The organism is Nocardioides alpinus (assembly GCF_900112035.1).
GTDB classification, from domain to species: Bacteria; Actinomycetota; Actinomycetes; order Propionibacteriales; family Nocardioidaceae; genus Nocardioides; species Nocardioides alpinus.
This window is the reverse complement of sequence record NZ_FOKC01000010.1, coordinates 1-14936: the sequence shown is the minus strand read 5'-3', so window position 1 is coordinate 14936 and position 14936 is coordinate 1. Positions and strand designations below refer to the sequence as shown.

Here is a 14936-nt window from a genome sequence, read left to right as displayed (position 1 = left end):
CGAAATCGTCCGCGAACTTTTGGCAACACTCGCAACAATTCCTTCGCGAGACCTTCGCTTTTGACGGATGAACTGGGTGAGGATGCCCCAGTCACGTCCCCCGAATGACTCGGAGCATCCATGCGCACATCTGCGCTCCCCTCGCCGCGCCGTATCGCGGCAGGAGCCGGTCTGGCACTGTTCGTCGCCGGACTCACCCCCATCGCTGCAGCACCAGTCCAGGCCAACTCATCGGGCACCGGCCTGGTCATCAACGAGGTCTACGGGGGTGGCGGAAACTCTGGTGCCGTCTACACCAATGACTTCATCGAGCTCCACAACCCGAGCTCGACCCCGCTCTCGGTCAACGGACTGAGCCTCCAGTACCGCTCGGCCGCCCCAGCGGTCGGCAGCACCACACCGGGGGTGTCCAACGTCCTCGCCCTGCCGAACAAGACCATCCAGCCGGGCGGCTACTTCCTCGTCCAGGCCGCCCCGGGCGCGACGGTGACCGACAAGCCGCTCCCCGCGACACCGGATGCACAGTCGACTGGCACCAACCTCAACCTGTCGGGCACCGGCGGTCAGATCTACCTGGTCAACGGTACGTCGCCGCTCGACCCCGGCACTGGCACGATCTCGAACGCGAATGTCGTCGACTTCGTGGGCTGGGGGACGACGACGACGAGCTACGAGGGTGCGGTCGTCGCGCCCGCTGTCCGCAACTCGGCGCCTGCGACCGCGAACAGCACGTCGATCTCGCGCAAGACCACCGGCGACCCTGCGGCTGTCCAGGACACCGACTCGAATGCCGCCGATTTCGCCACCGCAGCAGCACCGACCCCGACCACCACCTCGGTGGCGCAGCCGGTGGCCGTCACCGACCCCGGCAACAGGTCGGTCTTCGTCGGAACGCCGGTCACGATCAACCTGGCAGCGACCGGGGGCACTGCGCCGTACTCCTGGCAGTCGTCGGCCCTGCCCGCCGGCCTGAGCCTCACCGGCAACCAGATCTCGGGAACCCCGACCGCGACGGGCACTACCTCCGTCACCGTCACCGCCACGGACTCGGCGACGCCGACCGCAGGCACGGCGACCAGGTCCTTCACGATCGAGGTGGCGCCCGCACCTGAGGCCCGCACCATCGCGGAGATCCAGGGCACCGGCGCTCGCTCGCCGCTCGCGCCGGCGACGGGCAACACCACTGGCACGACGGTCGTGACGACCGAGGGCGTCGTCACCGCGGCGTACCCGACCGGCGGCTTCAACGGCCTCTACATCCAGACCCCCGGCGTGGACTCGTCGGACGCCTCCGACGCGATCTTCGTCTACGGCGGAAGCACCAACGCGAACATCCCGGCCGGTATCGCCGTCGGCGACTCGGTGCGGGTCACCGGACCGGTCGCCGAGTTCTTCAACCTCACCCAGATCGTCCCGGTCGCCGGCGGCGTCACCGAGCTCGGCACCTCCTTGGGCACCGTCACGCCGCGGGCTGTCGCCTACCCGGCGACGAACACGGAGCGCGAGCTCCTCGAGGGTGAGCTGCTGGCTCCGACCGACGACTTCACGGTCTCGAACTCCTACAGCACCAACCAGTACGCCGAGGTCGGCCTCGCCACCGGCACCACTCCGCTGAAGCAGATGACGGAGTTCGCCGCACCCGGCGACACTGCCGCGATCCAGGCCATCAGGGACGAGAACTACGCCCGCGGCGTGGTCCTCGACGATGCGACGACGACCAACTTCCTCGGCAACCAGGCCAACAAGGCCCTGCCGGTCCCCTACCTGACCAAGGCCGACGGCTCCGCCAACGCTGTGCGTGTGGGGGCCAGGGCGACGTTCAACGCTCCGGTCGTCCTCGACTGGCGCAACGACGTCTGGAAGCTCCAGCCCCAGAACCCGGTGACCACCAACGGCGCCGACGTCGTGACCTTCGAGGACACCCGCGCAGCCAACCTCGTGCCGCAGAACGTCGGTGGTGACCTCAAGATGGCCACCTTCAACGTCCTCAACTACTTCAACACGACCGGTGAGGCCTACGCCGCGTCGGGTCCGCTGCAGAACCCGCCGGTAGAGACCCACTGCTCCTACTACACCGATCGGGCCGGCAACCGCATCGGCAACGACCAGTGCGGCGTGAAGCAGCCCGGGGAGACCTACACCAGCTCCAACCCCAACGATGGTCGTGGCCCGCGCGGCGCGGCCACCGCCGCCAGCCTGGCGCGGCAGGAGGTCAAGCTCACCAGCACGCTGCTCGCACTCGATGCCGACATCATCGGGCTCGAGGAGGTCGAGAACTCGATCAAGCTCCCGGGTGAGTCCAACCGCGACGACGCGGTCATCCGCATCGTCCAGCTCCTGAACGAGCAGGCCGGCCCCGGCACGTGGGGCTACGTCCGCAGTCCCGGCGAGTCGCTGACCGCGTCTGCGATCGCCGAGCAGGACGTGATCCGACCGGCGTTCATCTACCAGACCGAGACGGTCCGACCGGTCGGCCAGTCCGACATCCTCTTCGGCACGACCCAGTTCGCCAACGCGCGCGAGCCACTGGCCCAGGCCTTCAAGGCCAACGGGGCACCGGACCGCGACGCGTTCGGCGTCATCGTCAACCACTTCAAGTCGAAGGGCGACAACGGCTCACCGGCACCGGTCGCGACCGGGGACAACGCCAATGACTCCTTCACCGGGGTGGGCGCCTTCAACGGCGACCGCGTGCGGCAGGCCGAGCGCCTGGCTGAGTTCGCCGACGAGTTCGCATCCGACCGCGACATCGACGCGATCTTCCTTGCCGGCGACTTCAACGCCTACACGAAGGAAGGCCCCATCCAGGCGCTCGAGGAGGGTGGGTTCGAGCTGATCGAGTCCGACCAGCCCAACGACGAGTCGTACTCCTACCAAGGCCTCTCCGGATCACTCGACCACGTGCTCGGCAACGCGGCCGCCATGGAGATGGTGACCGGTGCTGACATCTGGGAGATCAACGCCAACGAGTCCGCGGCCTTCCAGTACAGCCGCTACAACTACAACGTCACCGACTTCTGGCAGCCGAACCTCCCGTTCGCCACCTCGGACCACAACCCGGAGATCATCGGCATCGACGTCCCGGACTTCACGCCGACGACGTACAAGGAGATCCAGGTCCTCGCGACCAACGACTTCCACGGCCGGCTGCTGCCCGACGCCGGCAACGCCGCCGGTGCCGCGCCCTTCGCCACGGCCGTCAAGGAGCTGGAGGGGGAGAACCCGAACTCGATCTTCGTCGCCGCCGGTGACCTCGTGGGTGCCTCCACCTTCGAGTCGTTCATCCAGGACGACGAGCCGACGATCGACGCCCTCAACGCCATGGGCCTCGAGGTGTCGGCGGCGGGCAACCACGAGTTCGACCGCGGGTACGCCGACTTCGTCGGTCGCATCCAGGACCGGGCGGACTGGACCTACCTCGCCGCGAATGTCGAGGAGCCGATCGGCCAGGACGAGCTCGCCGAGACGTGGACGAAGACCATCGACGGGGTCGACATCGGCTTCGTCGGTGCCGTGACCGAGGACCTGCCGGCCCTGGTCAACCCCGCCGGGATCGAGGGCGTCACTGTCACGGACGTCGTCGACGCCACCAACGCGGCGGCGATCGACCTCAAGGCTGCTGGAGCTGATCTGGTGGTCCTCCTGGTCCACGAGGGGTCGTCCTCGACGTCCTGCGCCTCGCCGACCTTCACCGACGCAGCGACGACCTGGGGCAACATCGTCCAGAACACCTCCGCCGATGTGGACGCGATCGTCTCCGGGCACACGCACCTGGCCTACAACTGCCGGTTCACGGTGGAGGACTGGGCGGACGAGGGGCGTGCCGTCACCAAGCGGCCCGTGGTCTCGGCCGGCCAGTACGGCACCAACCTCAACCAGCTGGTGTTCAAGTACGACGAGGCCACGGACGAGCTGGCAGCGATCAGCCAGGACGTCGTCGCGACGGCCGGTGTCGGCTTCGAGCCCGATGCCGGAGTCCAGGACATCGTCGACGGTGCCGTTGCCTTTGCCGAGACGGCTGGCGCGGCGGTGCTCGGCAAGATGTCCGGGCAGTTCAAGCGGGCGTCCTACCTGGCAACCGGGAACGCCACCGAGAACCGCGGTGGTGAGTCGACGCTGAACAACCTGGTCGCTGAGGTCCAGCGCTCGTCCACCGACGCCGATATCGCGTTCATGAACCCCGGAGGCCTTCGTGCCGACATGTCAGGGACGGCCAACGGCGGCACACGCGACCTGACCTACCGTCAGGCCGCAGACGTGCAGCCGTTCGCCAACACGCTGGTCAAGCTCACCCTGACCGGCGCGCAGATCGAGACGGTGCTCGAGCAGCAGTGGCAGCGCAACGCGCAGGGTGGAGTACCTTCACGGCCGTTCTTGCGCCTCGGCGTCTCGAAGGGCCTCGCCTACACCTACGAGGAGGCCCCGGAGACGGTCACCGCGCCCAACTCGGCACCGGTGAACACCTTCAAGGGGGAAGTCACCGGGATGTGGCTCGACGGCGAGCCGATCAGCCCGACGGGCACCTACTCGGTGGCCGTGAACTCCTTCCTCGGCGGCGGCGGTGACAACTTCTGGGAGCTGGCCAACGGCACCGACAAGGTCGACACCGGCAAGGTCGACCTGGAGGCCATGGTCGACTACATGGAGCAGTACGCGACGTCCCCGTTGCCGGTCGACTACAGCCAGCGCGGCGTGAAGGTCACCTTTGCGGGCAGTGCTCCGGCGTCCTACCTGCCGGGCGACACCGTGAGCTTCGACGTCGCGTCGTGGGCGATGTCGGCCGCCGGCGACGTCGTCGACACCCAGATCGCCATCAAGGTGGGCGACCAGGTGCTCGGCACTGCTCCGGTGACGGTCACCCCCAGCACGAGCCCGTACGACAACATCGGTACGGCGACGGTCAGCATCCAGCTGCCCGACACCGCGCCGCCATGCGGTGGCGGCGAGGTTTCACTGATGCTGGTGGGCGACGCCACGGGCACCACGGTGCCGGTCACCATCGAGGCGGCCGGACCGGACTGCATCGCAACCACGGTGACGGGCACGGACGTGACGATCCAGGAGGGTTCGGCCGGTTCCGTCGCGGTGCAGGTCGCTCCCGGCACCGCCACCGGAGAGGTCGTGCTCGGCCTCGGGCAGATGACGCTCGAGACCACCCTGGTGGACGGCAAGGGCGTGATCGCCCTCGCTGCCGGTGCCATGCCGGTCGGGGTGCACCGGCTCGCGCTGAACTACACGGGAGACGATCAGCACCAGTCGTCGACCGGCACGGTGACGGTCACGATCAGCGCCATGCCTACGACGGATCCCACCCCGACGCCGACGCCGACACCGACCCCGACTCCGACTCCGACCCCGACGCCTGAGCCGGAGAAGGCCGAGTCCGAGCTGAAGGCCGTCAAGGCCGTCGGCACGGCGGGTGAGAAGGTGCGGTTCAAGGTGAAGGTCGAGGCCGGCGACGAGACCGCGACCGGCCGGATCAAGGTCCGGGTCAAGGGTTCGGACAAGGTGTACCGGTTCAAGGTGAAGGACGGGAAGGCGATCGTGAAGCTGCCCGCCTTCAACCGCCCGGGCGTCAAGAAGCTGGTCGTCCGCTACCTCGGTGACGACGACGTCAAGCGCGACAAGATGGTGGTCAAGCTGAGGATCACGCGCTGACCTGATCGTGACCACCCGGTGGCCCTCGTCCTGCTCACCGCAGGGCGGGGGCTGCTTGCGTCAACCGGCCGCCGTCGCCCGTTCACCAGTCCCGTGGCGCGGGTTAGGGTGACCCGACTCACGTTCCCTGACGAAAGGCCCTCCCTCGTGTCAGCATCACGACCAGGTCGCAGCTTCACCATCGCCACAGCGGTGACCGGACTGCTCGCCGCCCCTCTCGCCGTCCTAGCGGTCGCCACACCGGCGCACGCCGCGACGTCCGTCGACGTCCAGATCCTTGCGACCAACGACTTCCACGGCCGACTCGCGGACCGCCCGTCGGGGTCCACCAACCCTGAGCCGATCGAGATCGCCTCGGTCATGGCCGGCGCGGTCAAGCAGCTGCGTGGCACCAACGACAACACGGTCTTCGCCGCTGGTGGCGACATGATCGGCGCCTCGACGTTCGAGTCGTTCATCCAGCGCGACAAGCCCACGCTCGACGTCCTCAACGAGGCCGGCCTCGACGTCTCAGCGGCGGGCAACCACGAGTTCGACGGTGGCTACGCCGACCTGGTCAACCGGGTGATGAAGCCCTACGACGCCACGACCAACCCCGAGGGCGGCGCCGACTGGCAGTACCTCGCAGCCAACGTCCGCAAGAAGTCCGACAACTCCTACGCCCTCCCCGACGTGGCTGCGTCGCCCGGCACCTCCGACGGCGGCACGTGGATGACCACCACCCCCGACGGCGTGGACGTCGGCTTCGTGGGCGCGGTCACCGAGGACCTTCCGTCGCTCGTCAGCCCGGCCGGCATCGCCGACATCAAGATCAGCAGCATCGTGGCCGAGACCAACGCCGCGGCGGACAGGCTCAAGGCCGACGGTGCCGACCTGGTGATCCTGCTCGTCCACGAGGGCGCCGCCACCACCAACATCGCGAGCGCCACCGATGACTCCGCCTTCGGCCGGATCGTCTCCGGCGTCAACGCCAACGTCAACGCGATCGTGTCCGGACACACGCACCTTGCCTACAACCACAACATCGGCGGCCGCCCGGTCGTCTCGGCCGGCCAGTACGGCGCGAACCTGAACCAGCTCGTCTTCACGGTCACCGACCCCGACGACAACCCGGCGACGAACAACTCCACCGTGGCGGTGAAGTCGCAGGAGGTCCTCAAGCTCTTCGGGCCTGACCCGGACAGGAGTGCAGACGGCTCTACCGACGGGCCCAAGGCCACGCCGCCGCTCTACCCGGTCGACCCGACCACCAAGACGATCGTGGACGAGGCCTTCGCGAAGGCCAACGTGCTCGGCGCCAGGGTGCTGGGCAAGGTCGCCGGCCCGTTCAACCGTGCCAAGCTCGCCAACGGCACCACCGAGAACCGCGGTGGCGAGTCGACCCTCGGCAACCTCGTCGCCGAGGTCCAGCGATGGGCGACGTCCTCCCCGGAGGCTGGCGCAGCGCAGATCGCCTTCATGAACCCCGGTGGTCTCCGTGCTGACATGGCCGGCGCGGCCGGTGGCTATCCCGCCGACCTCACCTACAAGCAGGCGGCCGTCGTCCAGCCGTTCGCCAACACGCTCGTCAACATGAAGCTGACCGGCGCCCAGATCAAGACGGTGCTCGAGCAGCAGTGGCAGCGCGACGCCGGCGGCGTCGTCCCGACCCGGCCGTTCCTGCGCCTCGGCGTCTCCGACGGCTTCTTCGCGACGTACGACCCCGCGAAGGCGGAGGGCAACCGCGTCACCAGCATGTCGCTCAACGGAAAGGCCATCGAGCCGGCCACGGCCTACTCCGTGACCGTCAACTCCTTCCTCGCCAGCGGCGGTGACAACTTCCGGGGATTCAATGCCGGCACCGGCAAGCGTGACACCGGCAAGGTCGACCTGCAGGCCATGGTCGACTACATGGCGTCGAAGGCAGCCACCACGCCGCTTGCCGTCAACAAGGCGCAGCGCCAGGTCGGCATCTCGTGGCCGGCTGCAGCGCCGCGCTTCTACCGCATCGGCCAGAAGGTGGAGCTGAAGCTCTCGTCCCTCGCGATGACGTCGCCTGCTGACGCGCGCGACGCGCTGCTCAACATCAAGGTGGGCGAGAAGACCCTCGACCCGACCCCGGTCGACAACACGATCGACGCCACGCCGTTCGACGAGAGCGGCAAGAGCACGGTCGCGGTCAAGCTCAAGGGAAAGACCAAGACCGGCAAGCAGCTGATGACCTTCACCGGCCCCACGACCGGCACGACCTTCACGCTGCCGATCGACGTGCGGAAGGCCAAGGGCGAGCTCAAGGTCCGCACCAAGCCGGAGCGCATCGTCAAGGGCGAGACCCGCACGCGCCTGAAGATCAAGGCGTCGGCCCTCGGCATCGCCAAGGTCACGGGCAAGGTCACCGTCAAGGCCGGCGGCAAGAAGTACACCGTCAAGCTGAAGAAGGGCAAGGCGTTCGTGCGCATCGCCCAGTTCAACAAGACGGGCAAGAAGCGCATCGTCGTCATCTTCCAGGGCAACCGGAAGATCCGCGGCACGCGCGAGTTCGTCAAGGTCCAGGTGCGCCGCAGCTGATCGCGCGTCCCTGAGCCCCACCGGCGGCCCTCGTCCTGCTAGCGCAGGGCGAGGGCCGCTTGCACGAGCGCGAGGTGGCTGAAGGCCTGCGGGAAGTTGCCCACCATCCGCTGGTGCGCGGGGTCGTACTCCTCCGACAGCAGGCCGACGTCGTTGGCCAGTGCGCACAGCCGGTCGAGCAGCGCGCCGGCCTCGTCGCGGCGGCCGGCGCTGGCGAGCGCGGAGACCAGCCAGAACGAGCACGCCAGGAACGGGTGCTCGTCGCCGGTGAGTCCGTCCACGCCCGTCTGGGTGCGGTAGCGCAGCAGCAGGCCGTCGCGCATCAGGTCGGTCATGATCGCCTCGATCGTGCCGAGCACACGGGGGTCGTCGCCGGGGAGGAAGCCGACCAGCGGGATCGTCAGCAGCGAGGCGTCGACCTCGGTGGCGTCGTAGTGCTGGGTGAAGGTGCCTCGCGTGCTGTCGAACCCCTTGTCCAGGATCTCCTCACGCACCCGGTCACGCAGCTCGCGCCACCGCTCGACGGGCCCCGGCAGGTCGTGCTGCTCGACCGCCCGCACCGCGCGGTCGAAGGCGACCCACACCATCACGCGGGAGTGGGTGAAGTGGCGCTGCGGTCCGCGGATCTCCCACAGCCCGTTGTCCGGCTCGTCCCAGTGGTCGGCGAGCTCGTCGACGAGCGCGCGCTGCAGCGCCCACGAGTTCGGGGTCTCGGCCAGGCCCGCCTCACGCGCGAGCTCGAGCGCGATCATCACCTCGCCGAGGACGTCGTTCTGGCGCTGCGAGACGGCGCCGTTGCCGATCCGCACCGGCCGGCTGTCGGCATAGCCGGGCAGGTGCGGCAGCTCGCGCTCGGGCAGCTGCCGGCCGCCGTCGACGGTGTACATGATCTGCAGGTCCGCCGGGTCGCCTGCGACCGCGCGCAGCAGCCACCGACGCCAGTCGAGCGCCTCGTCGTCGTAGCCGGCGCCGAGCAGCGACTCGAGGGTGAGTGCGGCGTCGCGCAGCCAGCAGTAGCGGTAGTCCCAGTTGCGCTCGCCGCCGAAGTCTTCGGGCAGCGACGTCGTCGGCGCAGCCACGATGCCGCCGGTCTCCGCATGGGTCATCAGCAGGAGCGTGAGGAGGCTGCGGCGCACCATGTCCGCGTGGGGTACGTCGCGGGGCGAGCGCTGCGACCACTCGCGCTGCTCGCGGGTGGTGGCGGCGACCCGCTCGGTCATCCCGAGCGGCGCGGGCACGTCGAACCACGAGTTGACCCAGGTCATCGAGAAAGTCGCCTCGTCACCTGCGGTCATCTCGAACTCGTCGCTGTGGTGGCCGTCGTGGCCCCGGGGCAGGCGCGGGCCGCGAAGCACCAGCTTGTCGGGACCGGCGACCGCGACGACGACCTCCTCGTCGTACGCGTGCTCCCGGCTCACCCACGGTCGCACCTGGCCGTAGTCGGTGCGCACCACCCAGTCGTGGCGGATCCGCACCGTGCCGCGCGTGCAGGTGAGGCGTCGTACGACGTCGGCGCGCCCGTCGCCGGTCGGCATCAGGTCGAGCAGCACCACCTCGCCGCCCGCCGTCGTGAACGTCGTCTCCAGCAGTGCGGTGCCGTCGACGTAGCGGCGGCTGGTCGCGGTCACCGGGTCGGCCGGCGCGAGCAGCCAGCGGCCGTTGTCCTCGGTGCCGAGCAGCGCGGCGAAGCAGGCGGGGGAGTCGAAGCGCGGCAGGCACAGCCAGTCGATCGAGCCGTCCTTGCCCACGAGGGCTGCCGTGCCGCGGTCGCCGATGAGGGCGTAGTCCTCGATGGGGAGTGCCATGCGGCTAGTCTCGCCGACGTGACCAACGACCCGGGCCAGGCGCTGGCGCGGCGGGTGCTGGAGGCGCTCGCGCGGCGAGGCGAGTCCGTCGCGACAGCCGAGTCGTTGACCGGCGGACTGCTCGCCGCGCGGCTCACCGACGTGCCCGGGGCCTCACGCAGCTTCGTCGGCGGCGTGGTGTCGTACGCGACGCGCGTCAAGGTGTCCGCTCTCGGCGTCCCCGAGGCGCTCGTCGAGGAGCACGGAGTGATCTCGGAGGAGTGCGCGGTCGCGATGGCGCAGGGCGTACGCACCCGCATCGGCGCGACCTGGGGGCTCGCGACGACGGGGGTCGCGGGACCGGACTCGCAGGAGGGGCGCCCGGTCGGGACCGTCTGGGTCGCCGTGGCCGGCCCGGAACGCGTCGAGACGGCGCTGCTGGCGCTCTCGGGGGACCGCTCGGCCGTCCGGCAGGCGTCCTGCGACGAGGTGCTGTCGGTGCTCGAGGGCATCCTCGACGCCTGAGCAGGCAACGATGTGGACATCCTCACTCGGGAAGAAGGAGCCCTCGGGTAGCGTTGGCCCAGACGACTCCCCTCCATCCAGAGCAAGGACCGCGCGCATGGTGCTCTTCCGACGACTGCTCGGTGACGTGCTGCGCAGCGCCCGGATGCAGCGCGGGATGACGCTGCGTGAGCTCTCCGCCGAGGCGAGGGTGAGCCTGGGCTACATCTCCGAGATCGAGCGGGGCCAGAAGGAAGCGTCCTCCGAGCTCCTGGCGTCGTTGTGCCAGGCGATGGACCTGCCGCTGTCCGAGGTGCTGCGCGACGTCGCTGACGCAGTGGCGATCGAGGAGATCGCGATCGGGATCGCGGCGAGCGCGCAGCTCAGCTCGGCACGGCCCACCGGCGACGTCGTCGCCTCCGCCGCCTGACCCGGTCGCTCGTGGATCAGGCCGGTTGGCAGCTCGGGCACCAGTAGGCCGCCCGCTCGCGGCCGGGCTCGCCGAGCATGTCGACGAGGATGGGCGTGCCGCAGCGACGGCACGGCGACTTGTCGCGGCGGTAGACCCACAGCCGCTCACGCGGGCGCAGGTCGCCGGTGGTCGACTGGATGGCCCGTTCCTTGTTGGCTTCCAGCATCAGCCGGGCGCGGTTGATGAGGCGGGGCAGGTCCGGGACCTGCGCGACCGGGGTGGCGGGATGGATGCCGCTGGTGAAGCAGAGCTCGGCCATGTACATGTTGCCGATGCCCGCGAGGTTGCGCTGGTCGAGAAGAGCCTGTCCGATCGGCCGCTCCGGCTCGCTGCGCAGCAGGGCCAGCGCGTGGTCGGCGTCCCAGTCGGGGCCGAGCAGGTCAGGTCCGAGGTGTGCCGTCAGGGCGGCCTCCTCGTGGCGCGCCACGACCTCGACGATGCCCAGCGAGAAGCCGACCGCCGAGCGGCCCTCGATCCCCAGCACCACGCGGACCTGCGGGCTGGGACGGCGCCACTTGTCGCCGGCGGCGTAGATGTGCCACGAGCCCTCCATCTTGAGGTGGGTGTGGAGGGTCCAGGCGCGGTCGTGGTCGATGCGGGTCAGCAGGTGCTTGCCGCGCGACAGGGTGCGCACCACCGTGCCGCCGGTGAGATCGACCGTGGCGAACGAGGGGACGCGGAAGTCGCTGACGGTGAGTCGGTGCCCGGTGAGGGCACGATCGAGCGCATGCGCGGCTCGGTAGACGGTGTCGCCCTCAGGCACGCAGCCTCAACCCCTTCGGTGTTGCGATGAAGCCGGCAGCCGAGAGCGCCTGTCGGATCGGAGTGTCCCCGCCGCCTCCGATGAGCGGCTGTCCGTCGACCTTCTCGACGGTGAGGCGTCCCAGTGCACCACGCCGGGCCGCATCGGCGAGGGCGTTCATGGCAGGAGTGAGCACTTCCTGGTCCTCGGTCCACGTCAGGAGGGTGCGTCCGCCGCGCTCGACGTAGACCGTCAGCGCACCGTCCACCGTCACCACCAGGGCGCCCGCCTTGCGCCCCGGACGGTGCCCCGCGCGCTCGGCGTCGAGGGGTTCGGGCCAGGGGAGTGCGGCGCCGAAGACGTTGGCCGGATCGGTGGCAGCGAGCGCGACCACGACCGGCTTGCCGCCGGTCGCGCTCTCGGGCTCGGCAAAGGTGCGGAGCCGGTCGATGGCACCGGCCGTGCCGAACTGGGCGGCGCCGAGGCCGTCGATGAAGTAGCCGCGACGGCACCGCCCGGTGTCCTCGAAGGCGCTCAGCACCTTGTAGACGCCCGCGAACCCGCCCGCGACCCGCTCGCTCACCACCGCGCCTCGGGTGACGACCCCGTGGCGCTCGAGGAGGTGCTCGGCGCGGGCCTTGGCCCGACGCGTCGGGTCGGTGTCGCGCTCCGGGAGGACCGCCCAGCGGCCGGCGGTCTCGGGCGGCCCGACCCTCGCCGGCATCCGGCCCATGCGCGGCGGCGTACGGCGGGTGCGGTGGGCGGCCTTGCCGCTGCGGACGAGTGCCCGCAGCGGGGTGAGGGTGTCGTTGGTGACCAGACCGCGCCAGACGAGCTCCCAGAGCGCTGCCGAGAGCTCGGCGTCGCTGGTGGAGCCGACGCGATCCTTGAGCTGGCGGAAGAACCACGCGCCTCCTCCGTCGAGGAGGTCGAGCACGGCCCGCTGGATGCCGGTCGGCTCGTCGGACTCGACCTCGGGGAGGGTCAGGTGGGCCTGGTCGGCGAGGTGGAGGCTGACCCAGCCGTCGCTGCCGGGCAGGGGGGCGTGGCCGGTCCAGATGACCTCACCGGAGGCGGTGAGCTCGTCGAGCATGGAGGGTTCGTAGTCGCGGACGCGGGCCGCGAGCACGAGGGGCTCGAGAGCGCTGGCCGGGACCGGGCAGCCGGCGAGCTGGTCGATGGCCGCGACCACGCCGTCGACACCGCGCAGCGGCCCGCCGACGCGCTGCCAGGCAGGGAGGAAGCGGGCGACGGCGTCGTGGGTGACCGGCTCGATCTCCTGGCGCAGGCGGGCCAACGAACGGCGACGCAGCTTGCGGAGCACCTCGGCGTCGCACCACTCGCTGCTGTTGCCGGCGGGGCGGAACTCGCCGTCGAGCACGCGGCCGCGGTGGGCGAGCCGCTGCAGCGCCTGACGCGCGACGGCCTCGCCGAGCCCGAGGCGTGCTGCCACCTCCGCCGTGGTGAAGGGCCCGTGGCTGCGGGCGTAGCGGGAGACGAGGTCGGCCAGCGGGTCCTCGGGAAGCTCGAGGAACGCGTCGGGGGTGCCGACGGGGACGGGGACGCCGAGGCCGTCGCGCAGCCGGCCGATGTCCTCGATCGCGGTCCAGCGGTCGTCACCGGCCATCCGCACCTGCACCACGCGGCGTACGTCGGCCAGCGTGGTGAGCCACTCGTCGACGTCGGCGCCGTCGACGGCACGAGCACGGATCTCGTCGGTCGACTGCGGACCGAGGAGGCGGAGCAGGTCGGCAACGCCCTCGGCGTTGCGGGCGCGGCGGTCGGGGGCGAGCCACTGGAGCTCGGCCTCGACCTCGGCCAGCACCTCCGGGTCGAGGAGCTCGCGGAGCTCGGCGCGACCGAGCAGCTCGGCGAGCAGCCCCTGGTCGAGGGAGAGCGCGGCGGCGCGACGCTCGGCGATGGGGGAGTCGCCCTCGTAGACGAACTGGGCGACGTAGCCGAAGAGCAGGCTGCGGGCGAAGGGACTGGGCGAGGTGGTGGACACGTCCACGACCGACACCTCGCGCCGGTCGACCCGGCCCAGCAGGGCGACGAGAGCGGGCAGGTCGTAGACGTCCTGGAGGCACTCACGCACGGCCTCGAGGACGATCGGGAACGACGGGTACTGCGACGCGACCTGGAGGAGCTGCGCACTCCGCTGGCGCTGCTGCCACAGTGGGCTGCGGCGTCCGGGGTCGCGGCGGGGGAGCAGGAGCGCGCGGGCAGCGCACTCGCGGAAGCGGCTGGCGAAGAGCGCCGAGCCACCCACCTCCTGGGTGACGATCTGGTCGATCTCGTCGGGCTCGAAGACGATGATCTCGCCGGTCGGGGGCTCGGCGTCGGTGTCGGGGATCCGGATGACGATGCCGTCGTCGGAGGCGACGGCCTGGCCGTCGACGTCGAAGCGCTCGCGCAGGCGCGCGTTGATGGCCAGCGCCCAGGGTGCGTGGACCGGCGTGCCGTAGGGGGAGTGGACGACGAGGCGCCAGTCGCCGAGCTCGTCGCGGAAGCGCTCGACCAGGATCTGGGTGTCGTGGGGCACGACCTGGGTGGCCTCGCGCTGCTCGGCGAGGTAGGTCACGAGGTTGGTGGCGGCGTTCTCGTCGAGGCCACGCTCGCGCACCGACGCGATGGCCTTGGCGGCGGGCAGGGCGGCGAGCTCGCGGGTGAAGGCGCCGACGGCGGCGCCGAGCTCGGCAGGTCGACCGAGCGCGTCGCCCTTCCAGAAGGGCAGCCGGCCAGGGATGCCCGGTGCGGGCGTGACGAGCACCCGGTCGTGGGTGATGTCCTCGATCCGCCAGCTGGTGGCGCCGAGCGCGAAGATGTCGCCGACGCGCGACTCGTAGACCATCTCCTCGTCGAGCTCGCCGACGCGGCTGGCCTTCTCGCCGACGAGGAAGACGCCGAAGAGCCCGCGGTCGGGGATCGTGCCGCCGCTGGTGACAGCGAGGCGCTGGGCGCCGGGTCGACCACTGAGGGTGCCGGTGACGCGGTCCCACACGATGCGCGGTCGCAGCTCGGCGAACTCGTCGCTGGGGTAGCGCCCGCTGAGCAGGTCGAGGGTGGCGTCGAAGGCGGTGCGCGGGAGCTGGGCGTACGACGCGGCGCGTGACATCAGCGCGAACATCTCGTCGACGTCCCACTCGTCCATCGCCAGCATCGCCACGACCTGCTGGGCCAGCACGTCGAGGGGATTGGTCGGCACGGACAGCTTCTCGATGGCGCCGCT

At 70.3% G+C, this 14936-nt stretch carries 7 protein-coding genes; 4 read left to right on the top strand and 3 right to left on the bottom strand.

Translation table 11 applies throughout. The features are described from left to right. Positions 1–120: 120 nt before the first annotated feature. The gene (locus BM127_RS21945) at positions 121–5658 is read left to right on the top strand and encodes an ExeM/NucH family extracellular endonuclease (protein ID WP_101228883.1); all 5538 of its coding nucleotides are present in this window, start codon (positions 121–123) and stop codon (positions 5656–5658) included. Between the two features lie 192 nt (positions 5659–5850). Continuing rightward, positions 5851–8205 (top strand): bifunctional metallophosphatase/5'-nucleotidase, encoded by a 2355-nt coding sequence (locus tag BM127_RS17180; RefSeq protein ID WP_198554328.1) that lies wholly within the window; start codon positions 5851–5853, stop codon positions 8203–8205. A gap of 38 nt (positions 8206–8243) precedes the next feature. Here BM127_RS17180 and BM127_RS17175 read toward each other — a convergent pair whose 3' ends face one another. Beyond that, on the bottom strand, positions 8244–10010 hold the full coding sequence (locus BM127_RS17175; protein WP_091200526.1) for a glycoside hydrolase family 15 protein: 1767 nt from the start codon (positions 10008–10010) through the stop codon (positions 8244–8246). Positions 10011–10028: 18 nt separating this feature from the next. On the opposite strand from BM127_RS17175, the gene BM127_RS17170 reads away from it, so the two are divergent. Together BM127_RS17170 and BM127_RS17165 are read left to right on the top strand one after the other, a co-directional pair. Then, complete coding sequence (locus BM127_RS17170) at positions 10029–10514, top strand: CinA family protein (RefSeq protein ID WP_091200524.1); 486 nt, start codon at positions 10029–10031, stop codon at positions 10512–10514. A gap of 97 nt (positions 10515–10611) precedes the next feature. Next, complete coding sequence (locus BM127_RS17165; protein ID WP_091200522.1) at positions 10612–10923, top strand: helix-turn-helix domain-containing protein; 312 nt, start codon at positions 10612–10614, stop codon at positions 10921–10923. Between the two features lie 16 nt (positions 10924–10939). Here the strand turns inward: BM127_RS17165 and BM127_RS17160 are convergent, their stop codons facing one another. Both BM127_RS17160 and BM127_RS17155 read right to left on the bottom strand, forming a co-directional pair. Further along, positions 10940–11728 carry a DNA-formamidopyrimidine glycosylase family protein gene (locus BM127_RS17160; RefSeq protein ID WP_091200520.1) on the bottom strand — a complete coding sequence of 263 codons (789 nt, stop codon included), beginning with the start codon at positions 11726–11728 and terminating at the stop codon, positions 10940–10942. Next, a partial coding sequence (locus tag BM127_RS17155; protein ID WP_139227779.1) for a DNA glycosylase AlkZ-like family protein occupies positions 11721–14936 on the bottom strand: 3216 nt, incomplete at its 5' end. The genes BM127_RS17160 and BM127_RS17155, both read right to left, overlap by 8 nt.